Source organism: Azospirillum brasilense (assembly GCF_008365405.1).
Taxonomy (GTDB): domain Bacteria; phylum Pseudomonadota; class Alphaproteobacteria; order Azospirillales; family Azospirillaceae; genus Azospirillum; species Azospirillum brasilense_D.
In genome coordinates, this window is the sequence record NZ_QOKV01000010.1 from 1 (window position 1) to 20631 (window position 20631).

18 protein-coding genes and 1 riboswitch are annotated in these 20631 nt (G+C 68.6%); of the genes, 8 read left to right on the forward strand and 10 right to left on the reverse strand.

The annotated features are described in order from the left end of the window. The coding region (gene oxlT / locus DS837_RS16325; RefSeq protein WP_149165740.1) for an oxalate/formate MFS antiporter at positions 1-864 on the forward strand (864 nt) is incomplete at its 5' end. A 71-nt stretch (positions 865-935) separates the two neighbouring features. On the opposite strand, the gene DS837_RS16330 is transcribed toward oxlT (DS837_RS16325), so the two are convergent. Further along, complete coding sequence (locus tag DS837_RS16330) at positions 936-1124, reverse strand: hypothetical protein (RefSeq protein WP_038528112.1); 189 nt, start codon at positions 1122-1124, stop codon at positions 936-938. Between the two features lie 205 nt (positions 1125-1329). Continuing rightward, positions 1330-1442, forward strand: a riboswitch (TPP riboswitch). Positions 1443-1558: 116 nt separating this feature from the next. Here DS837_RS16330 and thiC point away from each other — a divergent pair. Next, on the forward strand, positions 1559-3400 hold the full coding sequence (gene thiC / locus DS837_RS16335; protein ID WP_149165741.1) for a phosphomethylpyrimidine synthase ThiC: 1842 nt from the start codon (positions 1559-1561) through the stop codon (positions 3398-3400). An 81-nt stretch (positions 3401-3481) separates the two neighbouring features. Here thiC and oxlT (DS837_RS16340) read toward each other — a convergent pair whose 3' ends face one another. The 5 genes from oxlT (DS837_RS16340) to gcl form a co-directional block, all read right to left on the reverse strand. Further along, complete coding sequence (gene oxlT, locus DS837_RS16340) at positions 3482-4780, reverse strand: oxalate/formate MFS antiporter (protein ID WP_149165742.1); 1299 nt, start codon at positions 4778-4780, stop codon at positions 3482-3484. 254 nt (positions 4781-5034) lie between these two features. Then, positions 5035-6297, reverse strand: a complete 1263-nt coding sequence (locus tag DS837_RS16345; RefSeq protein ID WP_149165743.1) for a glycerate kinase type-2 family protein — start codon at positions 6295-6297, stop codon at positions 5035-5037. 260 nt (positions 6298-6557) lie between these two features. After that, positions 6558-7466: a 2-hydroxy-3-oxopropionate reductase gene (gene glxR / locus DS837_RS16350; RefSeq protein WP_149165744.1), complete on the reverse strand. Its 909-nt coding sequence runs from the start codon at positions 7464-7466 to the stop codon at positions 6558-6560. A gap of 63 nt (positions 7467-7529) precedes the next feature. Next, positions 7530-8327, reverse strand: coding sequence for a hydroxypyruvate isomerase (gene hyi / locus DS837_RS16355; protein ID WP_149165745.1), 798 nt, complete (start codon positions 8325-8327; stop codon positions 7530-7532). A 207-nt stretch (positions 8328-8534) separates the two neighbouring features. After that, positions 8535-10304, reverse strand: coding sequence for a glyoxylate carboligase (gene gcl / locus DS837_RS16360; RefSeq protein WP_149165746.1), 1770 nt, complete (start codon positions 10302-10304; stop codon positions 8535-8537). A 222-nt stretch (positions 10305-10526) separates the two neighbouring features. Here gcl and DS837_RS16365 point away from each other — a divergent pair, with 222 nt between their 5' ends. Beyond that, a complete protein-coding gene (locus tag DS837_RS16365) occupies positions 10527-11123 on the forward strand; it encodes a thiamine phosphate synthase (protein WP_247889969.1) in 597 nt (198 codons plus the stop codon). 170 nt (positions 11124-11293) lie between these two features. Continuing rightward, entirely contained in the window at positions 11294-11983 is a 690-nt protein-coding gene (locus DS837_RS16370) for a GntR family transcriptional regulator (protein WP_149165748.1), read from the forward strand. A 44-nt stretch (positions 11984-12027) separates the two neighbouring features. Here DS837_RS16370 and pyk read toward each other — a convergent pair whose 3' ends face one another. Beyond that, positions 12028-13503, reverse strand: a complete 1476-nt coding sequence (pyk, locus tag DS837_RS16375; protein ID WP_149165749.1) for a pyruvate kinase — start codon at positions 13501-13503, stop codon at positions 12028-12030. 193 nt (positions 13504-13696) lie between these two features. Here pyk and DS837_RS16380 point away from each other — a divergent pair, with 193 nt between their 5' ends. Beyond that, on the forward strand, positions 13697-14449 hold the full coding sequence (locus tag DS837_RS16380; RefSeq protein WP_149165750.1) for an NUDIX hydrolase: 753 nt from the start codon (positions 13697-13699) through the stop codon (positions 14447-14449). A gap of 235 nt (positions 14450-14684) precedes the next feature. Beyond that, a complete protein-coding gene (locus DS837_RS16385) occupies positions 14685-16403 on the forward strand; it encodes a PEP/pyruvate-binding domain-containing protein (protein ID WP_149165751.1) in 1719 nt (572 codons plus the stop codon). 86 nt (positions 16404-16489) lie between these two features. Here the strand turns inward: DS837_RS16385 and DS837_RS16390 are convergent, their stop codons facing one another. Then, a complete protein-coding gene (locus tag DS837_RS16390; protein WP_109068344.1) occupies positions 16490-16939 on the reverse strand; it encodes a CBS domain-containing protein in 450 nt (149 codons plus the stop codon). Positions 16940-17272: 333 nt separating this feature from the next. Here DS837_RS16390 and DS837_RS16395 point away from each other — a divergent pair, with 333 nt between their 5' ends. Beyond that, complete coding sequence (locus tag DS837_RS16395) at positions 17273-18022, forward strand: sulfite exporter TauE/SafE family protein (RefSeq protein ID WP_149165752.1); 750 nt, start codon at positions 17273-17275, stop codon at positions 18020-18022. A gap of 22 nt (positions 18023-18044) precedes the next feature. Here DS837_RS16395 and DS837_RS16400 read toward each other — a convergent pair whose 3' ends face one another. Then, complete coding sequence (locus tag DS837_RS16400) at positions 18045-18581, reverse strand: gamma carbonic anhydrase family protein (protein ID WP_247889970.1); 537 nt, start codon at positions 18579-18581, stop codon at positions 18045-18047. A 140-nt stretch (positions 18582-18721) separates the two neighbouring features. Here DS837_RS16400 and DS837_RS16405 point away from each other — a divergent pair, with 140 nt between their 5' ends. After that, positions 18722-18952, forward strand: a complete 231-nt coding sequence (locus DS837_RS16405; RefSeq protein ID WP_149165754.1) for an FmdB family zinc ribbon protein — start codon at positions 18722-18724, stop codon at positions 18950-18952. A gap of 8 nt (positions 18953-18960) precedes the next feature. Here the strand turns inward: DS837_RS16405 and DS837_RS16410 are convergent, their stop codons facing one another. Further along, on the reverse strand, positions 18961-20502 hold the full coding sequence (locus DS837_RS16410; RefSeq protein ID WP_149165755.1) for a sigma 54-interacting transcriptional regulator: 1542 nt from the start codon (positions 20500-20502) through the stop codon (positions 18961-18963). Positions 20503-20631: the final 129 nt, after the last annotated feature.

A 20631-nucleotide genomic window follows, 5' to 3' on the forward strand; every position in this document is an offset into this window, starting at 1 on the left:
GGCGCCGGCTCGGCCCTGACCATCCTGCCGATCGCCAACATGATCCACTCGTCGGGCTATCAGGCGACCTTCTTCTGGTTCGGCCTGCTGCAGGGTGCGATCATCATCGCCGCCGCCTTCTTCCTGCGCGCTCCGCAGAAGGAACAGGTCAAGGCCTCGACCAAGGTCCTGCAGTCGCGCCGCGACTATACGCTGAAGGAAGCGCTGCAGACGCCGGTCTTCTGGGTCATGATGGTCATGTTCATCTGCACCGTCTCGGGCGGTCTGATGGCGGTGGCCCAGCTCGGCGTGATCGCCCACGATCTGGGCGTCAAGGAAGCCCCGATCAGCCTGTTCGGCATCACCATGGCGGCACTGCCCTTCGCGCTGATGCTCGACCGCGTGATGAACGGCATCTCCCGTCCGCTGTTCGGCTTCATCTCCGACCACATCGGCCGTGAAGCGACGATGTTCATCGCCTTCACCTTCGAAGGCATCGGCATCCTGATGCTCAGCCGCTTCGGCCACGACCCGATCATGTTCCTGATCCTGTCGGGCATGGTGTTCCTGGCCTGGGGCGAAGTGTACAGCCTGTTCAGCGCGACCTCGGCGGACACCTTCGGCACCAAGCACGCGGCGAAGATCTACGGCGTGCTGTACTGCGCCAAGGGCGTCGCGGCCCTCCTGGTCCCGCTGGGCAACCTGCTGATGGAAGCCACCGGCACCTGGGCGACCGTGCTCTACATCTGCGCCACCATGGACCTCATCGCGGCCTTCTGCGCCATCGCGGTCCTGCGGCCAATGCTGCGCCGGCACCATGCCCGAAACGCCGAACTCGCCGCCCGGCAGGGTGCGGGTGGGCTGGCGGTGCAGCCCGGCCACTGATCGGCCCGCACACTTCCGGTTACAGTCCTCCGATGAAGGCCGCCGCGCGCACCCCGCGCGGCGGCCTTTCTTCATTCCAGGAAGAAGGGACGGTTGTGGCCCTCGCCGGACTGGTTGAAGCGGTCCGAAGACCAGAGACCGTCCGGCTGCTCGTCCTGCGGATCGGAAGTCCACTCGTCATCCTCCCGCATCAGCAGGGTCAGGCCGTGGCCCATCAGGCCGGCCAGGGCGACGAAGGCGATCATCTGGGATTCGAGCATGGGACGGGCTCCGGGCACTCGGGAGGGGGACGTTGCTTCTTGTTGTTGTGATGCAGCATAGCGGCCCGGCTCAGGCTACGCAATAGGATTTTGTATACCAGATAATGGATACCAGAATCGCGACAATTGCATTGATCGGGCTGGGTTCGCCGTGAATCGCGCCATGAATCGCATTGACGTCGGTGGGGCGGATCGTTCAGCATGGCGACGTTCCAAGGGGAGCCCCATAGCACGGGGCTGAGATGATGCCGTAAGGCGCCGAACCCTTTGAACCTGATCCGGGTCGTACCGGCGTAGGGACAGGAACAAACGGGCCACGGTCACGCGCACCCCCATCGCGCACCCCTCCATGGGAACCGCTCCGGTCGTCCGTTCTGCCACTCCGTCACACCCGGGTCTCCAACGATCCTATGTGCGATGGAGATCCACAGCAGATGCCCGACTCTCTTCCCCCCGCTTCGAAAGACACCGCGCCGTCGGACCATTTCTCGGTTACGACCGGCCCGCTGCCGTCCTCCAGCAAGGTCCATGTGGCCGGAGAACGCTTCCCCCACCTGCGGGTGGCGATGCGCGACATCCATGTCGGCGGTGGCGAGCCGCCGGTGCGCGTCTACGATACCTCCGGCCCCTACAGCGATCCCGCCGTGCAGACCGACATCCGCCGCGGTCTGGCGGAGCTGCGCCGCTCCTGGATCGAGGGGCGCGGCGACGTCGAAGCCTATGAGGGCCGCGAGGTCCGTCCGGAGGACGACGGGCTGCGCGTCGGCGAGACGCGCGCCGTGCCCGTCTTCGACCGCGCCGGGCGCCGTCCGCTGCGCGGCAAGCCGGGCCGGGCGGTGACGCAGATGGCCTACGCCCGCGCCGGCATCGTCACGCCGGAGATGGAGTACATCGCCGTCCGCGAGAATCTGGGCCGCCAGCGGCTGGCCGAGGCGGCAGCGCGGGACGGCGACGATTTCGGCGCCTCGATCCCCGACCATGTGACGCCGGAGTTCGTCCGCGACGAGGTGGCGCGTGGGCGGGCGATCATCCCGTCCAACATCAACCACCCCGAATCGGAGCCGATGATCATCGGCCGCAACTTCCTCACCAAGATCAACGCGAACATCGGCAACTCCGCCGTCGCGTCCTCGGTGGGCGAGGAGGTCGACAAGATGGTCTGGTCGATCCGCTGGGGTGCGGACACCGTGATGGACCTGTCCACCGGCCGCAACATCCACACCACCCGCGAATGGATCCTGCGCAACAGCCCGGTCCCCATCGGCACCGTGCCGATCTACCAGGCGCTGGAGAAGGTCGGTGGCAAGGCCGAGGACCTGACCTGGGAAATCTTCCGCGACACGCTGATCGAGCAGGCGGAGCAGGGGGTGGACTATTTCACCATCCACGCCGGCATCCGGCTGGCGCACATCCCGCTGACCGCCAAGCGCACCACCGGCATCGTGTCGCGCGGCGGCTCGATCATGGCGAAATGGTGCCTGTCCCACCACCGCGAGAGCTTCCTCTACGAGCGGTTCGAGGAGATCTGCGAGATCATGAAGGCGTACGACGTCGCCTTCTCGCTGGGCGACGGGCTGCGTCCCGGCTCCATCGCCGACGCCAACGACGCCGCCCAGTTCGCCGAGCTGGAGACTCTGGGCGAGCTGACCAAGATCGCCTGGAAGCACGACGTGCAGGTGATGATCGAGGGGCCGGGCCATGTGCCCATGCACAAGATCAAGGCCAACGTCGACAAGCAGCTCGCCCTGTGCGGCGAGGCGCCCTTCTACACGCTCGGGCCGCTGACCACGGACATCGCGCCGGGCTACGACCACATCACCAGCGCCATCGGCGCCGCCATGATCGGCTGGTTCGGCACGGCGATGCTCTGCTACGTCACGCCGAAGGAGCATCTCGGGCTGCCGGACCGCGACGACGTGAAGGTGGGGGTCGTCACCTACAAGATCGCCGCCCACGCCGCCGACCTCGCCAAGGGCCATCCCGGCGCCCAGGAACGCGACGACGCCCTGTCGCGCGCCCGCTTCGAGTTCCGCTGGCGCGACCAGTTCCACCTGTCGCTCGATCCGGAGACGGCGGAGCGCTTCCACGACCAGACCCTGCCGGCGGAGGGGGCGAAGGTCGCGCATTTCTGTTCGATGTGCGGGCCGAAATTCTGCTCGATGAAGATCACGCAGGAGGTGCGGGAGTACGCCAACTCCGGCATGGCCGAGATGTCGGAGAGCTTCCGCGCCAAGGGCGGGGAGATCTATCTGGAGGAGGGACAGGCGGCGGAGTAACGCCCGAATCGAAAAGGGGACGCCCTTGCGGGCGCCCCCTCGCTTCGGCTCCTTCCCCAGGCGGGGGGAGGGAAGAGAGCGTCAGGGTGTTGCCGTCACGCTCCGGCCGGCGCGCGTTCCCAGCGACTCCGCCGCCATGCGCTTCCGCATCGGGCGCAGGACGAACAGCGCCAGCACGGCGGCCAGCGCGTTGACCGCGGCGGCCAGAAGGAAGACCGCGTGCCAGCTTCCCGTCGCGTCGGCGATGATGTTGGCGAAGGGGATCAGCAGCGCCGCCGTGCCCTTGGCGGTGTAGAGCAGTCCGGCGTTGCTCGCCGCGAACTTCGACCCGAAGGTGTCGGCGCAGCAGGCCGGGAACAGGCTGTAGATCTCGCCCCAGGCGAAGAAGACCAAGCCGGTCAGCAGCACGAAGGCCACCGGGTCGCGGCCGTAGAGGCTGAGCGCGACGATGCCCACCGCCTCGATCGCGAAGGCGATGAACATGGTGTTCTCGCGCCCGATGTGGTCGGACACCCAGCCAAAGAAGGGACGCGTCAGCCCGTTCAGCACCCGGTCGATGGACAGGGCGAAGGTCAGGGCGGGCAGGGTTAGGCCGAGGACGCTGACCGGCGCGTGGGCCAGCCCGAAATCCTGGGCGATCGGGCCGAGTTGGGCCGTCGCCATCAGCCCGCCGCCGGCCACCATGACGAACATGGCGTACATGACCCAGAAGACCGGCGTGCGGACCATCTGGCTCGGCGTGTACTGCCGCTGCGCGGGCGGGGCGGCGAAGCCGCTGCGGGCGAGCGGAGCGGAGGGCGGGGCGACCAGCAGCCAGGCGAGAGCGAAGACCACCAGCCCCTGACCCAGCCCGAAGGCCATGAAGGTCGCCTCGTAGCCCGAGGTCTCGATCATCGTGGCGATGGGCACCACCGTCAGGGCGGAGCCGGCTCCGAAGCCCGCCGCGGTGATGCCGGCGGCCAGACCGCGCCGGTCGGGGAACCATTTCAGCGCGTTGCCCACGCAGGTGCCGTAGACGGCGCCCGCCCCGATGCCGCCGATGGCTGCCGCGACGTAGAGCAGCAGCAGCGAATCCGCCACCGCGTTCAACGCCCAGGAGGCGGCGCAGAGCACCGAGCCGAACAGCACGACGATCCGCGGGCCGAAGCGGTCCACGAACCAGCCCTCGACGGGCACCAGCCATGTTTCGGTGACGATGAAGATGGTGAAGGCCACCTGGATGGCCGCACGGCCCCAACCGTGCTTGTCGTCGATGGGTTCGACGAAGAGGGTCCACCCGTACTGGAGATTGGCGATCATCGACATGCAGATGACGCCGGCAAGCAACTGCATCCAACGCCCGCCGACAGGCAGGGCGCTTTGCGCACCGGTTTGGCGCATATGGTTCCTCCCGGATGGTCCGCGATCTCGTTCTTGTCCTGGCGCGCGCGGGGTGCGTTCGGTGCCCGACCGCTTCGCTTTATCCTTCGAACGGGGCAATCCGGTTGCGTGCCATTGGCATGCCAGACGCCATATTCGCGATGCCTTGACGGTGAGTGTGGCGGATAATCCGTGGAGTCAGCAACAAATTTTCGTGAGCGGGCGCCGCCCTGGCCATAAGTGATATATTAAATCGGCCGGCGGCGCCCCGCCCGTCACAGGACCAGGACGGCGCGGAAGTCGTTGACGTTGGTCAGGGTCGGCCCGGTCACCAGCAGGTCGCCGAGCGCGCTGAAGAAGCTGTAGCCGTCGTTGTCGGCCAGCCGCTCCTTGGCGTTGACGCCGGCCTCGGCGGCGCGGGCCAGCGTGTCGGGGGCGAGCAGGGCGCCGGCGTTGTCCTCCGTCCCGTCGATGCCGTCGGTGTCGGCGGCCAGCGCATGCACGCCCGTCATCCCGTCCAGCGCCACGGTCAGCGCCAGCAGGAACTCGGCGTTGCGCCCGCCGCGGCCCTTGCCGCGGACTGTCACCGTGGTCTCGCCGCCGGACAGCAGGACGCAGGGCTTGGCCGCCGGCTGGTCGTGCTCGACGATCTGGCGGGCGATGCCGGCGTGGACGAGCGCGACCTCGCGCGACTCGCCCTCCAGCGCGTTGCCGAGGATGACGGGGGTGACGCCGGCCTTGCGGGCGACCTCCGCCGCGCGTTCCAGCGCCATCTGCGGGGTGGCGACGAGGACCGTGCTGACGCGCTCCAGCCGCGGGTCGCCGGGCTTCGGGCTCTCGTCGCGCCCGGCCAGCAGATGGTCCATGACCGGCTGCGGCGGGGTGATGCCGTACTTCTCCAGCACGGCCAGCGCGTCGGCGTAGCTGGTCGGGTCGGGTACGGTGGGGCCGGAGGCGATCACCGACAGGTCGTCGCCCGGCACGTCGGAGATGACCAGCGAGACCACCCGCGCCTTGGTCGCCGCGGCCAGCCGCCCGCCCTTGATCGCCGACAGGTGCTTGCGGACGCAGTTCATCTCGGTGATGTTCGCGCCCGAGCGGAGCAGCGCCTTGGATACCGCCTGCTTGTCGGCCATCGAGATGCCGGGGGCGGGCAGGGCGAGCAGGGCGGAACCGCCGCCGGAGATCAGGCAGAGCATCAGATCGTCGGGGCCGAGCGAGGCGGCGATGTCGAGGATGCGCTTTGCCGCCTGCTGGCCGGCCTCGTCGGGAACGGGGTGTGACGCCTCGACCACCTCGATCCGCTCGCAGGGCACGTTGTGGCCGTAGCGGGTGACGACCAGACCGGACAGCGGACCCCTCCAGTGATCCTCCACCGCCTTCGCCATGGAGGCCGCGGCCTTGCCGGCGCCGACGACGACCGTGCGGCCCTTCGGCGGCTCCGGAAGATGCGGCGGCACGCACAGCGCCGGCTGCGCCGAGGCGACGGCGGCGCGGAACATGTCGGTCAGAAGCGCGCGGGGATCGGTGGTCGTCATGGTTCGGTTCTGTCCCTTCCCTGAGCCGCGCCGTTCACCGGCGCCGGTCCTCATGTGCTGGGAATGCTAACGGATTTGGCGCGGTGGGCAATGGGGAGGAGAGCCTCCTTAGCCCTCTCCGTCCCGGGAGAGGGTGGCCCGAAGGGGCGGGTGAGGGTCGTGCGAGGATCGATCGCTGATCCTTGGCGGTACCCTCACCCTCCCATGCTGCGCATGGGCCCCTCCCTCTCCCGGGTCGGGAGAGGGAGTATCGAGCGACCTCACTCCGCGGGTTCGGTCACGCGGTGGTTTTGGCCGATCTCGTGGTTGGCGAGCAGCTCCAGCGCGCGGACCATGCCGGAGTGGTCCCAAGCCTTGCCGCCCTGGGCGGCGCAGGCGTTGAACAGCTCCTGGCAGGTCGCCGTGTTGGGCAGCGACACGCCGAGCGCGCGGGCGCCGGACAAAGCGAGGTTCAGGTCCTTCTGGTGCAGCTCGATGCGGAAGCCCGGATCGAAGGTGCGCTTCACCATGCGCTCGCCATGCACCTCCAGGATGCGCGAGGAGGCGAAACCGCCCATCAGGGCCTGACGGACCTTCGCCGGGTCGGCGCCGGCCTTCGACGCGAAGAGCAGGGCCTCGCCCACCGCCTCGATGGTCAGGGCGACGACGATCTGGTTGGCGACCTTCGTCGTCTGGCCGTCGCCGTTGCCGCCGACCAGCGTGATGTTCTTGCCCATTTTCTCGAACAGCGGCTTCACCGTCTCGAAGGCCTTGTCCGGACCGCCGACCATGATGGTCAGCGAGGCGGCCTTGGCGCCGACCTCACCGCCGGACACCGGGGCGTCGAGGTACTCGCAGCCCAGCTCGTTGATGCGCTGGGCGAAGGCCTTGGTCTCGATCGGGGAGATCGAGGACATGTCCACGACGATCTTGCCGGCGGACAGCCCCTCGGCGACGCCGTTCGGGCCGAACAGGGCGGCCTGCACGTGGGGAGTGTCGGGGACCATCGTGAAGATAATGTCGGCCTTCTGCGCCACCTCACGGCTGGAGCCGCAGGCCGTGGCGCCCTTGGCCAACAGGTCTTCCGGGGCCGGGTTTATGTCGTAGACGAACAGGGTGTGGCCGGCGTCGGCCAGATGACCGGCCATGGGGCGGCCCATGATGCCGAGACCGATGAATCCAATGTTCATGGCTGTGTCCTCAATTCTTCTGTGTTCGGGCGGTCGAAAGGGATGGCGATCAGGCGGCGGCCATCAGGCGGCGACGGTCTCGCCGGGGGTGGCGGCGCGCATCCAGCCCAGCCCTTCACTGGTCCCCTTGGCCGGCTTGTACTCGCAGCCGACCCAGCCGTTGTAGCCGAGCCGGTCGAGCGCCGCGAAGACGAAGGGGTAGTTGATCTCGCCGGTGCCCGGCTCGTTGCGCCCCGGATTGTCGGCGATCTGGACATGCGCGATCTTCGGCAGCAGGCGCTGGATGGTCGGGACGAGATCGCCCTCCATGATCTGCATGTGATAGACGTCGTACTGGATGAAGAGGTTGTCGGAGCCGACGGCCTCCAGAATCCGTTCCGCCTGGGCGGTGTTGGTCAGATAGAAGCCCGGAATGTCGCGGGTGTTGATCGGCTCGACCAGGAAGCGGATGCCGGCCTGCTTCAGCGCCTTGGCGGCGAAGGACAGATTGTCGACGAAGGTGCGCTCCAGCGCGTCCGCCGCCACGCCCGCCGGGGCCTTGCCGGCGAGGCAGTTGATCTGCTTGCAGCCGAGCGCCGTGGCGTATTCGATGGCGCGGCCCACCCCGTCCTGGAACTCGCCCACGCGGTCCGGCAGGACGGCGATGCCGCGCTCGCCCGCGTCCCAGTCGCCCGCCGGCAGGTTGTGCAGGACCTGGGTCAGCCGGTTGGCGGCCAGCCGCTCGACCAGTGCGTCCTTCTCGAAGGCATAGGGGAACAGATACTCGACGCCGGTGAAGCCGTCCTTCGCCGCCGCGGCGAAGCGGTCGAGGAAGGGCAGCTCGTTGTAGAGCATCGTCAGGTTGGCGGCGAACTTGGGCATGTCTCTCTCCCGGAGGTTCGTTTCGGGCCGGATGTTCGTTACAGGCTTGGCCGGTTGGCGGTCAGGATCGAAGGGTGAAGGCGGAGCGTCAACGCGGTGACCGCCTTTTTTCACCCTGCGGAACTGTGGATCAGGTCGGGCCGCTTGCCCCCACCCTGACCCTCCCCCGCTGGGCGGGGGAGGGGATTGGGGCAGGCGTCGCGCCGATCAGACCCGCACCAGCTCCGGCTCGTCCGCGGGCACGTCCAACACGTCCTCGAACTCGGTGATGTTGTTGATCTCCGTGCCCATGGCGATGTTGGTGACGCGCTCCAGGATGACCTCGACGACCACCGGGACCTGGAACTCGTCCATCCACTGCTGCGCCTGCGCGAAGGCGGATTGCAGGTTGTCCGGGTCGGTGACGCGGATGGCCTTGCAGCCGAGGCCTTCGGCCACCGCGACGTGGTCAACGCCGTAGACGCCGATTTCCGGGGCGTTGATGTTCTCGAAGGAGAGCTGGACCTGGAAGTCCATCTGGAAGGCGCGCTGCGCCTGCCGGATCAGCCCGAGATAGCTGTTGTTCACCAGAACATGGATGTAGGGCAGCTTGAACTGGGCGCCCACCGCCAGCTCCTCGATCAGGAACTGGAAGTCGTAGTCGCCGGACAGCGCGACGATCTTGCGCTTCGGATCGGCCACTCGGACACCAAGGGCCGCCGGCAGGGTCCAGCCGAGCGGGCCGGCCTGACCGCAGTTGATCCAATGGCGCGGCTTGTAGACGTGCAGGAACTGCGCGCCGGCGATCTGCGACAGGCCGATGGTCGAGACGTAGCAGACGTCCTCGCCAAAGGCGCTGTTCATCTCCTGATAGACGCGCTGCGGCTTGATCGGCACGTTGGCGAAGTCGGACCGGCGCAGCATGGAGCGCTTGCGGACCTGGCAGGTCTTCACCCACTCCGACCAGTCGCGCAGCTTGCCGGCGGCCTTCCACTCCTTCGCCACCTCGATGAAGAGGTCGAGCGCCGCCCCGGCGTCGGACACGATGCCCAGGTCCGGCGCGAAGACGCGGCCGATCTGGGTCGGCTCGATGTCCACATGCACGAACTTGCGGCCCTTGGTGTAGACGTCGACCGAGCCGGTGTGGCGGTTGGCCCAGCGGTTGCCGATGCCCAGCACGACGTCGGACGCCAGCATGGCGGCGTTGCCGTAGCGGTGGGCGGTCTGCAGACCGACCATGCCGGCCATCAACGGGTGATCGTCCGGAATGGCGCCCCAGGCCATCAAGGTCGGGATGACCGGCAGGCCGGCGATCTCGGCGAACTCCACCAGACGGTCGCTGGCGTCGGCGTTGATGATGCCGCCGCCGGCCACCAGCAGCGGACGCTCCGCCGCGTTCAGCATCTCCAGCGCCTTCTCGACCTGGGCGCGGGTCGCCGCCGGCTTGTAGGTGGGCAGCGGCTGGTAGGTGTCGGGATCGAACTCGATCTCGGCCATCTGCACGTCGATCGGCAGGTCGAGCAGCACCGGGCCGGGCCGGCCGGAGCGCATCAGGTGGAAGGCCTGCTGGAAGGCGTAGGGGACCTGTCCCGGCTCGAGCACGGTGACCGCCCACTTGGCGACCGGCTTGGCGATGGACGGGATGTCCACGGCCTGGAAATCCTCCTTGTGCAGGCGGGCGCGCGGCGCCTGGCCGGTGATGCACAGGATCGGAATGGAGTCGGCGGAGGCCGAATAGAGGCCCGTGATCATGTCGGTGCCGGCGGGGCCGGAGGTGCCGATGCAGACGCCGATGTTGCCGGCCTTGGCGCGCGTGTAGCCTTCGGCCATGTGCGACGCGCCTTCGACATGGCGCGCAAGAACGTGGCCGATGCGGCCGTTGCGTTGCAGCGCCGCGTAGAACGGATTGATGGCCGCTCCGGGGACGCCAAAGCAAACGGACACGCCTTCTTTTTCCAGGACATGCACCGCCGCTTCAATCGCCATCATCCTAGCCATGGCTTGGTCTCCTCCCTCGCGTAACGGGTCGCTGTTGCGTTGGATTGAGCTTTCATCAGTGGAGCGGCTATTGGCAAAGTGTTGGCGAATCCTTTCCGCGTGATGGAAATCGCGCCGAACGGGGCAGTCCTTCACGGCGCGCCGGACAATTATGCTGCACTTGCACAGTCCCGATGGCGCTGTCATCGTGATCGGATGATGGCAATCCCGAGTCCCCGCCTGTTGGCGATCACGGACCGGCGGCAGGCGGCGCAGCCCTTGCCGGACCTGGCGGCGCGACTGTTCGCCGGGGGCCTGCGCTGGCTGTCGCTGCGCGAGAAGGACCTGGACGAGTCCCGGCAGGTCGCTCTGGCCCATGCCCTGGTGCAGCGGGCGCGGCCCTGGGGGGCGTTGGTTACGCTGCACGGCGATCCGGATCTGGCGCTGGCCGCCGGAACGGACGGGGTGCATCTGCCGGAGGGGGCTGATGTGGCGGCGGCGCGGCAGCGGCTCGGCCCCGGCGCTCTGGTCGGGCTGTCCGCCCACGACGCGGAGGGGATTCGCCGGGCCGCGGCGGGCGGGGCGGACTACGTCACGCTGTCGCCCGTCTTTCCGTCGCCGAGCAAGCCGGGCTACGGCCCGCCGGTCGGGACGGAGGAGCTGAGACGCTTGGCCGCGGACAGTTCCCTTCCCATCATCGCGCTCGGCGGCGTGGAGTCGGGCAATATCGGAGAGTGTCTGGCCGCAGGGGCCGCCGGAGTGGCGGTCATGGGAGTGGTGATGCGGACGCCGGACCGCCTGCCCGACCTGCTCAAGTCCTTGAAAGGCGGACAACCGTAGGGAAGAGAAGCGAACGGAAACGCTCTTTCCTTATCGTGGTCCTGGACTTTTCAGCCCGAAATGTGCATCTGGTATCTCATATACGAAAACGATGCGATGCCTTTCGCACGACCGGGCCGGCGCACAGTGGGGTGCTTCCGGACGGCCAGCATTGAGGAACGGTGCCGACCATGAACCCTCCGCCGATCAACGTCCAGCCGCTCGACACCGGATCGACCTTCCGCGCTCAGGCGTATCATGCGTTGAAGCAAGCCATCTCGCAAATGGACATCTACGACCATAACGACGAGATCCGGCTTGAGGAGCGGCAGCTCAGCGAGCTGCTGGGCGTCAGCCGGACGCCGATCCGCGAGGCGCTGACCCTGCTGGAGCAGGAGGGGTTCATCCGCCTCCAGCCGCGCCGGGGCATCTTCGTCATCCGCAAGACCAAGGCCGAGATCGTCGAGATGATCCAGGTCTGGGCGGCGCTGGAGAGCATGGCCGGGCGGATGGTCGCGACGCAGGCCACCGACGAGGACATCCGGACCCTGTGGGACCTGTTCCGCAACTTCGAGATGCGGAACCCCAAGGAGCATGTCAACGAATACTCCGACGCCAACATCGCCTTCCACAAGAGCATCATCCGGCTCAGCGGGTCCAAGCTGATCCAGGAGATGACCGACAACCTGTTCATCCACATCCGCGCGATCCGCAAGCTGACCATCGGCCAGGACAACCGGGCGGAGCGGTCGATCCATGACCACAAGGAAATCATCAAGGCCCTGGAACGCCGCGACGTCGATCAGGCCGAACACCTGATCCGTGATCACACGCTGGGTCTGGCGGCGCACGTCGAGAAGCATTGCGACTTCCTGGAGTGAAGGTGCCCCGCCCCCGGTGAGGAGGGAAGGGCACCGATACGGTGTCAGGCCGGCGCGTGGGTCTTGATCGCGGCGGCGGTTTCGGCCGCGCTGTTCAGCCCGTTCGCGGTGATCGTGACCACGCGCAGGCTGTTGGTGGTGCCGGGCGTTCCGAAGGGGACCCCCGCCGTCACGATCAGCGACTGGCCGGGCACGCCGATGCCCTCCTGGGCGGCGACGAGGCTCGCCCGCTCGACCATTTCCGCGAAGTTCTGCACGTCGGCGGTCCAGACCGGGTGCACGCCCCAGGCCAGCGACAGCAGGCGGGCGGTTCCGCGTTCGGCGCTGAGGCCGAGGATCGGCACGGTCGGCCGTTCGCGCGAGGCGCGCCGCGCGGTGGAGCCGGTGCTGGTGAAGGTGGCGATGCCGGCGGCCGAAATGGTCTCGGCGATCTGGCGCGCCGCGGCGGACAGCGCGTCCGGGGTGGTCGCCTCCGGGCTCGGGTGCTCGGAGTCCATGATGCGGCGGTAGAGCGGATCGCGCTCCACCCGGCGGATGATGCGGTCCATCATCGCCACGGCCTCGACCGGGTGCTTGCCCGACGCGGATTCCGCCGAAAGCATCACGGCGTCCGACCCGTCATAGACGGCGGTCGCCACGTCCGACGCCTCGGCGCGCGTCGGCGTCGGCTCGGTGATCATGGATTCCAGCATCTGCGTGGCGACGATCACCGGCTTGCCGGCGGCGCGGCTCATCCGGATCATCCGCTTCTGCAGGCCGGGCACATCCTCAGGCGGCAGTTCTACGCCGAGGTCGCCGCGGGCCACCATCACCGCGTCCGACAGGGCGATGATCTCCTCCAGCCGGGGCAGGGCGGCGGGCTTCTCCACCTTGGTCATGATGTGGGCGCGGTCGCCGATCAGGGCGCGCGCCTCCAGGATGTCCTCGGGCCGCTGCACGAAGCTGAGGCCGATCCAGTCCACGCCCAGCGTCAGGCCGAACTGCAGGTCGCTGCGGTCCTTCTCCGACAGGGCGCTGAGGGCCAGCGTGGTGCCGGGGACGTTCATGCCCTTGCGGTCGGACAGGGTGCCGCCGACCATGACCTCGGTCTCGGCGTGGTCCGGGCCGCAGCTCAGCACGCGCAGGCGCATGCGCCCGTCGTTCAGCAGAAGCTCGTGGCCCGGCTCCAGGCTGGCGAAGATCTCCGGATGGGGAACGCAGACGCGGCTGCGGTCGCCGGGGGTCGGGTCGAGGTCGAGGCGGAAGCGATCGCCGCCGGCCAGGATCACCGCCACCTCCTTGAAGGTGCCGACGCGCAGCTTCGGACCCTGAAGATCGAGAAGCACACCGATGGGGCGCCCGACCGTCTCCTCGACCGCGCGGATCTGGCGGTAGCGTTCGGCGTGGTCGCGCTGCGTGCCATGACTGGCGTTCAGGCGGAAGACATCCACGCCGGCCTCGGCGAGGGCGAAAATCTGGCTGTAGGTCGAACTGGCCGGCCCCAGAGTGGCGACGATCTTGGTGCTGCGGTTGCGCTGCATGGCGCGGGCCTCCTGAGAGGGCGATGACTTTAGGCGGTGACTGTGTGGTGGTGGGGCGATGCTGCGACCGGGGTGGGGTGGGGGTCAAACCGCCGCTATGGCTTTTCCACATAGCGGGAAGTCACACGGTTGGTTTGACCGCGGGCGACCCGCGGGCGGACACTGCACGCCCGCGATCAGCCAGGACGATGCCATGAACACGCCTGTCGAACCGCTTTCCGCCGCCAGCCTGATCCTTCTGCGCGACAGCGTGGACGGGCTGGAGGTTTTCATGATCCAGCGCCACCGCGACCTTCGCTTTGCGCCCGGCGCCACGGTGTTTCCCGGCGGGCGGCTGGACGCGGAGGACAGGGAACTGCCCTGGCGGGAGCTGTCCCTGCCGCTGACCGACGACATGCCGCAACGGATGGCCGCGATCCGCGAGGCCTTCGAGGAATGCGGGCTGTTGCTGGCCGGCGGCACCGTGGATGTCGCCCTTCTCGACGGGCTGCGCAGCGCGTCGGGTGGGACCTTCCTGGACCGGCTGCTGGCGGCGGGGCTGGAGCCGGACGTGGCGGCGCTGGTGCCCTTCGCCCGCTGGGTCACGCCGGAGAGCGTGTGGCGGCGCTACGACACCCTGTTCTTCCTCGCCAAGGCGCCGCCGCGCCAGACCGCCGTGGTCGACGGGGTGGAGGCGGTCGCCGGATTCTGGGGCACACCGCGGGCCATCCTGGCCGAGGCGGAGGCGGAACGGCTGTCTCTGGTCTTCGCCACCCGCATGACCCTGCTGCGTCTGGCCGGTTGCCGCACGGTCCGTCACGCGATGGAGGAGGCCGCGCGCTTCCACCCCCTCACCCCCATCCTGCCCCGTCCCGCCGACACCCCGGAGGGTCCGGTGCTGAGCATCCCGGACGGGCTGGGCTATCCCCTGACCCAAGTTCCGCTGGAGCAGGCACGGTTGGGTTAAGCGCGTCGGGCTATTCCGAATTTCTGGTCACCAACTCGCCTAAAATTCCGCCATGCGGAATTTTCCGTGCCTTTTTGCGCCGCCGAAGCGTTATCGTCGCAAATGCGACTATTTGTGCATTGCACTCAGTGCGCAAAGTGGCATTATGAGGAAATAAGATATCGGTTTGATCGGAGAAAATTTCCGTTCATGTCCGCAGGGCGCCTGAACACCACGCCGACGCGAGGATAGGTCCATGCTCCACCAGTCCATCATCCAAGGCGCCACCGACACCAGCGGCGCCATCGCCGTTGGTGCCGCCGTGGTCGCCGGGCACGCGGCGCTGCCGCCGGCCGGTGGACAGCGGTGGGTCTACGCTTTCGGCGGCGGCGGTGCGGAAGGGCACGGCGGCATGCTGGCGGAGCTGGGCGGCAAGGGCGCCGGGCTGGCCGAGATGGCGCGGCTGGGCGTGCCGGTGCCGCCGGGCTTCACCATCGTGGCGGAGGCCAGCCGCCGGCACCGCGCCGGGCAGGGCGGCTTTCCCGCCGGGTTGACGGCCCAGGTGGAGGAGGCGCTGAACCGGCTGGAAAGTGTTGCGGGCGCGCGCTTCGGCGGGTCGGAGAACCCGCTGCTGGTGTCCGTGCGGTCGGGCGCGCGGGCGTCGATGCCCGGCATGATGGACACGATCCTGAATCTCGGTCTGACAGACGCGACGGTGAAGGGGCTGGCGGCGCGCAGCGGCGACACCCGCTTCGCCTACGACTGCTATCGCCGGCTGATCCAGACCTACGGCACGGTGGTGCAGGGGGTGGGCGCCCACCTCTTCGACGCGGCGCTGGAGGCCTACAAGGAAGGGCGCGGGCTGACCCGCGACGCCGACCTGGGCGCCGCCGATTGGCGCGCCGTGGCGGCCGCCTACCGCGCGGTGATCGAGCGCGAGGCGGGAGAGCCCTTCCCCCAGGACGCTCGGACCCAGCTCTTCGCCGCCATTGCGGCCATCTTCCGTTCCTGGAGCAACGCCCGCGCGGTGGCCTTCCGGGCGGTTCACGGCATTCCCGACGATTGGGGCACCGCGGCGACCGTGCAGGCGATGGTGTTCGGCAACCGCGGCGGCGCGTCCGGCACCGGCGTCGCCCACAGCCGCGACCCGTCCACCGGCGAGGCCGTGCTGTGCGGCGAGTTCCTGGCCGACGCCCAGGGCGAGGACATCGTCTCAGGCCTGCGCACGCCGGGGCCGCTGGCCGGCGCCAAGGCCTCTCTGGAGGCGGTCGCCCCCGAGGCCTTTGCCGAGTTGGGCCGCATCGCCGACCGGCTGGAGCGCCATTTCGGCGACATGCAGGAGATCGAGTTCACCGTCCAGCAGGGGCGCCTGTTCATCCTCCAGTCGCGCGCCGGCAAGCGGACGCCGGAGGCCGGGGTGCGCATCGCCACGGAGATGGCGCAAGCCGGCATCATCACGCGGGCCGAGGCGGTGCGGCGCGCCGATCTGCCGGCGCTGGCGGACAGCCTGCGTCCCATCCCCGATCCGGACGCCCCCCGCGAGGTGATCGCCCGCGGCCTTCCGGCCTCCTCCGGCGCAGCCACGGGTGCGGCGGTCTTCACGTCGGACGAGGCGGTCCGGCTGGCGGCGGAGGGCGTGGCGGTGGTGCTGTGCCGTCCGGAAACCTCTCCCCACGACGTGCACGGCATGCAGGTGGCCTGCGCGGTGGTGACCGCCCGCGGCGGCGCGACCAGCCACGCCGCCACCGTCGCCCGCGCCATGGGGCTGCCCTGCGTCACCGGAGCGCGCATGCTGCGTGTCGATCCGGCGGCCGGCGTGATGACCATGGGCGACCTGACCGTCCGGGCGGGCGAGATCATCACTGTGGACGGCGGGGCGGGCCATGTGATTCTGGGCAGCGTGCCGATGATCCGCCCCGAGCCGCCGGAAGCCGTGGCGCTGCTGCTGCGCTGGGCCGAGAGCGCCGGTGACTGATGGTTGAGAGGCCATGAGAAAGGCCCGCCGTCAAAGGAGACGACGGGCCTTTCGGCTGGGGCCTTTTCGCTTCCGCTGGGCCGCGGTCAGTGGGCGTAGACCGGGGTTTCCTGCGCCGGCGGCTGGGTATGGGCGACCATTTCGGTGAGTTGGAGCTTGGTGAAGTCACGGGCGCTGACGACGCCGACCAGCGTGGAGCCGTCGAGCACCGGCAGATGGCGGATGTGGTGACGGTCCATCAATTCCAGCGCGTGGACGAGGCTGTCGTCGGGTGAGCAGGTCTGCGGCGCGCGCGACATCAGCATGAAGACCGGCGTCTTCAGGACGGAGGCGCCGCGCTCCAGCAGCGCGTAGACGACGTCGCGTTCCGACAGCATGCCGGCAACGGCGTTGCCCTCCGTCCGGCAGACGTCCTTGACCACCAGGGCGCTGATGTTCTCCGACCGCATCAGCCGGATCGCCTCCTCGATGGTTTCGCCGGAACGGACGGTGACGACGCGGGATTCCTTGGTCCGAAGAATGTCGGCGACTTTCATGGCGAGCCCTCCACCAGACAGCGGGTTGCGTAAGCGCGCCCTGCACGGAGACCCCCGCGGGGGACCGGAGCTTGACCGGTGGAGCCGCATTGGGCCGGTCGAAGGCCGTCGGCGGCACCTGGGCATCGGGCAGTGGCAGGCGATGGATATTTGGTATACCAGATGCCAAGGCTCGTCAATGGCTAATATAGCAAACAATCAGTGAAATCGCATTTTTACGACAGTGCTTTGCCCTCGTTCCCATGGGTCACCCTATTCCTATGGCGTTTGTCAGGGTGCCCACAACGATAGCTGGCATGCCAAATACATAGAGAAGCTGACGGTGGGGGTGCGATGCTTGCCATGGTGCTGCTGATGGTCGCGGCGTTCGCTTCGGGCGTTCTCAACGCCGTCGCCGGGGGCGGGGCCTTCATCACGTTCCCGGCGCTGCTGTTCGCCGGGGTGCCGCCGGTCAGCGCCAACGTGTCGAGCACCGTCGCCCTGTTCCCCGGCCAGATGGCCAGCGCCTGGGCCTACCGCAACGAGATCCGCGGTGTGACGGAGGTCAGCGTCACCGCCTTCTCCGTGGTCAGCCTCGTCGGCGGGGTGGTCGGGGCCGTCCTGCTGCTGACCACGCCGGACCGCGCCTTTGCCGGGCTGGTGCCCTGGCTGCTGCTGTTCGCGACGGCGGTCTTCGCGGTGGGCAGCTTCATGCCGGCGCTGGCCGCCCGGCTGCGGCTCGGAGGGCGCTCCGTTCTGGTCGTCCAGTTCGTCATCGCCATCTATGGCGGCTATTTCGGCGGCGGGATCGGCTTCCTCATGTTGGCGGCGCTGACCCTGTTCGGCCTGCGCGACATCCACGCCATGAACGGGCTGCGCATCCTGCTGGCCGCGTTGATGAACGGCGCGGCGGTGGCGGCCTTCTGCCTGTCCGACGCGGTGTCCTGGCCGGAAACTGCCGTCATGGCGGTGTCGGCCATCGTCGGCGGCTACGTCGGTGCCCACGCGGCGAAGCGGGTCAGCCGCGACGTGATGAAGTGGGTGGTGGTGTCGATCGGCGTGGGGCTGACCCTGTACTTCTTCATCAAGGGGGCCGGAGCCTGAGGGCACCCCACGCCGTGGCGCATCAGGACTGGCCGGGAACGGTGATCGGGCGCAGGCCCTTGGCGTAGCTCTTCCATCGCTCCTGGTAGACCGCGGCGGGGGCGCGCATGCGCTCCACATCCTCGTCCGACAGCGTGCGCACCACCTTGCCCGGCGCGCCAAGCACCAGCGAGCGGTCGGGGATCTCCTTGCCCTCGGCGATGAAGGCGTGGGCGCCGATCAGGCAGTCGCGGCCGATGCGGGCGCCGTTGAGGACGGTGGCGCCGATGCCGATCAGGCTGCCGTCGCCGACGGTGCAGCCATGCACCATCGCCAGATGGCCGATGGTCACGTTCTTCCCGATGAGCAGCGGGAATCCCGGATCGACGTGGAGGACGGCGTTGTCCTGGACGTTGCTGCCGGCGCCGATGTGGATGCGCTCCTCCTCGGCGCGCATGACCGCGCCCCACCAGACGGACACGTCCTCCTCCAGCAGGATGTCGCCGACCACGGTGGCGCTGGGGGCCACCCAGCAGTTGGGCGACAGTTGCGGGACCTTGTCGTTGAAGGCGTAAATCACCCGTTCCTCCTTCATTCTTCGTATCGGCATCCTAGCGCGGAACGGATCGGCGGCGTGAGAATGCTGCACTGCGCTATACCCATAAGAAAATTGCGTGATATGATGGGTGCGCCTGGTTCCCGACCCGTGTGAGGACTCCCATGCCGCTCTACTCCTACCACTGCACCGCCTGCGACCACGACTTCGAAGCGCTGGTGCGCTCGTCGGACACCCCCGTCTGCGCCTCCTGCGGGTCGGCGGCGCTGGAGCGGAAGGTGGCGCGCATCGCGCCGGACACCAAGGCCGACAAATTCCTCAAGACCGCCCGCGGCGCCGCCGCCGCGGAGGGCCATTTCAGCAACTACAGCAAGGCGGAACGCTCGCGCCTTTAGAGCGGCGTTCACGTCCCGTCCGGTATCCCGTACTTCCGCAGCTTGTTCGCGATCATCGTGTGCGAGGTGTGGAGGCGGGCGGCCAGCTTGCGGCTGGACGGGTAGCGCGGGTAGAGGCGGCGGAGCAGGCCGCGCTCGAACGCCGCCGCGGCCTCGTTCCAGCTCGACGGCTCGGCGGTCTCGCCGCCGGTTTCGGCGTCCATGCGCGCGCCGGCCAGTTCCAGGTCGGCGGCGTCGAGATAGGCGCCGTCGCTCATCGTCACGGCGCGGAAGATGACGTTTTCCAACTGGCGGACGTTGCCCGGCCAGGGGTTGGCGAGCAGGGCGGCGCTGGCCGCCACGGTCAGCCGGCAGGGCGGGCGGCGGGCCTGGGCGCAGGCGCGGGCGATGAAGTGCCGGGCGAGCAGAAGGATGTCGTCGCCGCGCTCGCGCAGCGCCGGGACCTGGAGCGACAGCACGTTCAGCCTGTAGAACAGGTCCTCGCGGAAGCTGTGCTCGGCGACCATGGCGTCGAGGTCGCGGTGAGTGGCGCTGACCACCCGCACATCCACCGTCTGCTCGCGGTCGCCGCCGACGCGGCGGAAGCGCCCGTCGTTGAGGAAGCGCAACAGCTTGGCCTGGAGATAGGGCGACATCTCCCCGATCTCGTCGAGGAAGACGGTGCCGCCGTGGGCAAGCTCCAGCAGGCCGGGCTTGCCGCCGCGCTGCGCCCCGGTGAAAGAGCCGGGGGCGTAGCCGAACAGCTCGCTCTCCGCCAGATTCTCCGGCACGGCGGCGCAATTCAGCGCCAGGAAGGGCTTGTCGCGGCGCGGGCTGGCGCGGTGGCAGGCGTGGGCGATCAGTTCCTTGCCGGTGCCCGTCTCGCCCAGGATCAGCAGCGGCGCGTCCACCGCCGCGACCCGCGCTGCCCGCGCCTTCAGCGCGCGGACCGGGGCGGACTCGCCGAGGATGCGGTCGAAGCCGCCCTCATCGAAATTTTGCAGCGCGTTCAGCCTTTCCCCCAGCCGGCTCGGCGCGAAGAGGGTGACCACGCCGCCGGCGGAACGCCCGTCCTCCACGATGGGGGTGGCGTCGAGCAGGAAGGGCTGGCCGTTCAACGTGACCTCCTGCCCGGCGGCGAGGCGGAAACCACTGTCCACCAGCAGGTCGGACAGCTCGGCATCGCCGAACAGCCGTCCGAAATCGGCGCCGGTCAGGGCGGCCTCGCTGCGTCCGGCGACCGTCGCCGCGGCGGCGTTCGCCACCACGATGCGGCCCGCGCGGTCCACCGCCAGAACCGGATCGGGCAGGGCAGCCAGCAGCGCGTCCAGATGCAGCCGCCGCCGGGTGCCCGGAAGGATGTCGATGGGGGTGACGGACTGCACCCCCAGCACGGCGCGCAGCGCGGAATCGAGCGCGCCGAAGCCCGGCACGTCCAATTCCGGCGCGTCGATGTGGATGTGCGGCGGGTCCACCTCCACCGCCACGACGTTCAGGCGCCGCTTGGCGAGCACGGCGAGGATCTCATGGGCGATGCCGACCCGGTCGGCGAACAGGACGTCGATGCGCATGGCTTTCCCCGGTGGAGGAGGAATTGTACCACGATGGGCGCGTCCGTAAACATCTGTATACACCGTAACGTTTTTTGTACGGTGATGGCAAACTGCTGTTTTACATCAATTTATCAGGGGAGCAGGAAG

What these genes read in the sequence shown, in the direction of transcription:
- DS837_RS16330 (WP_038528112.1), bottom strand. Translation starts at nt 1,124, where the DNA reads ATGCTCGAATCCCAGATGATCGCCTTCGTCGCCCTGGCCGGCCTGATG.
- thiC (WP_149165741.1), top strand. Translation starts at nt 1,559, where the DNA reads ATGCCCGACTCTCTTCCCCCCGCTTCGAAAGACACCGCGCCGTCGGAC.
- oxlT (WP_149165742.1), bottom strand. Translation starts at nt 4,780, where the DNA reads ATGCGCCAAACCGGTGCGCAAAGCGCCCTGCCTGTCGGCGGGCGTTGG.
- DS837_RS16345 (WP_149165743.1), bottom strand. Translation starts at nt 6,297, where the DNA reads ATGACGACCACCGATCCCCGCGCGCTTCTGACCGACATGTTCCGCGCC.
- glxR (WP_149165744.1), bottom strand. Translation starts at nt 7,466, where the DNA reads ATGAACATTGGATTCATCGGTCTCGGCATCATGGGCCGCCCCATGGCC.
- hyi (WP_149165745.1), bottom strand. Translation starts at nt 8,327, where the DNA reads ATGCCCAAGTTCGCCGCCAACCTGACGATGCTCTACAACGAGCTGCCC.
- gcl (WP_149165746.1), bottom strand. Translation starts at nt 10,304, where the DNA reads ATGGCTAGGATGATGGCGATTGAAGCGGCGGTGCATGTCCTGGAAAAA.
- DS837_RS16370 (WP_149165748.1), top strand. Translation starts at nt 11,294, where the DNA reads ATGAACCCTCCGCCGATCAACGTCCAGCCGCTCGACACCGGATCGACC.
- pyk (WP_149165749.1), bottom strand. Translation starts at nt 13,503, where the DNA reads ATGCAGCGCAACCGCAGCACCAAGATCGTCGCCACTCTGGGGCCGGCC.
- DS837_RS16380 (WP_149165750.1), top strand. Translation starts at nt 13,697, where the DNA reads ATGAACACGCCTGTCGAACCGCTTTCCGCCGCCAGCCTGATCCTTCTG.
- DS837_RS16385 (WP_149165751.1), top strand. Translation starts at nt 14,685, where the DNA reads ATGCTCCACCAGTCCATCATCCAAGGCGCCACCGACACCAGCGGCGCC.
- DS837_RS16390 (WP_109068344.1), bottom strand. Translation starts at nt 16,939, where the DNA reads ATGAAAGTCGCCGACATTCTTCGGACCAAGGAATCCCGCGTCGTCACC.
- DS837_RS16395 (WP_149165752.1), top strand. Translation starts at nt 17,273, where the DNA reads ATGCTTGCCATGGTGCTGCTGATGGTCGCGGCGTTCGCTTCGGGCGTT.
- DS837_RS16405 (WP_149165754.1), top strand. Translation starts at nt 18,722, where the DNA reads ATGCCGCTCTACTCCTACCACTGCACCGCCTGCGACCACGACTTCGAA.
- DS837_RS16410 (WP_149165755.1), bottom strand. Translation starts at nt 20,502, where the DNA reads ATGCGCATCGACGTCCTGTTCGCCGACCGGGTCGGCATCGCCCATGAG.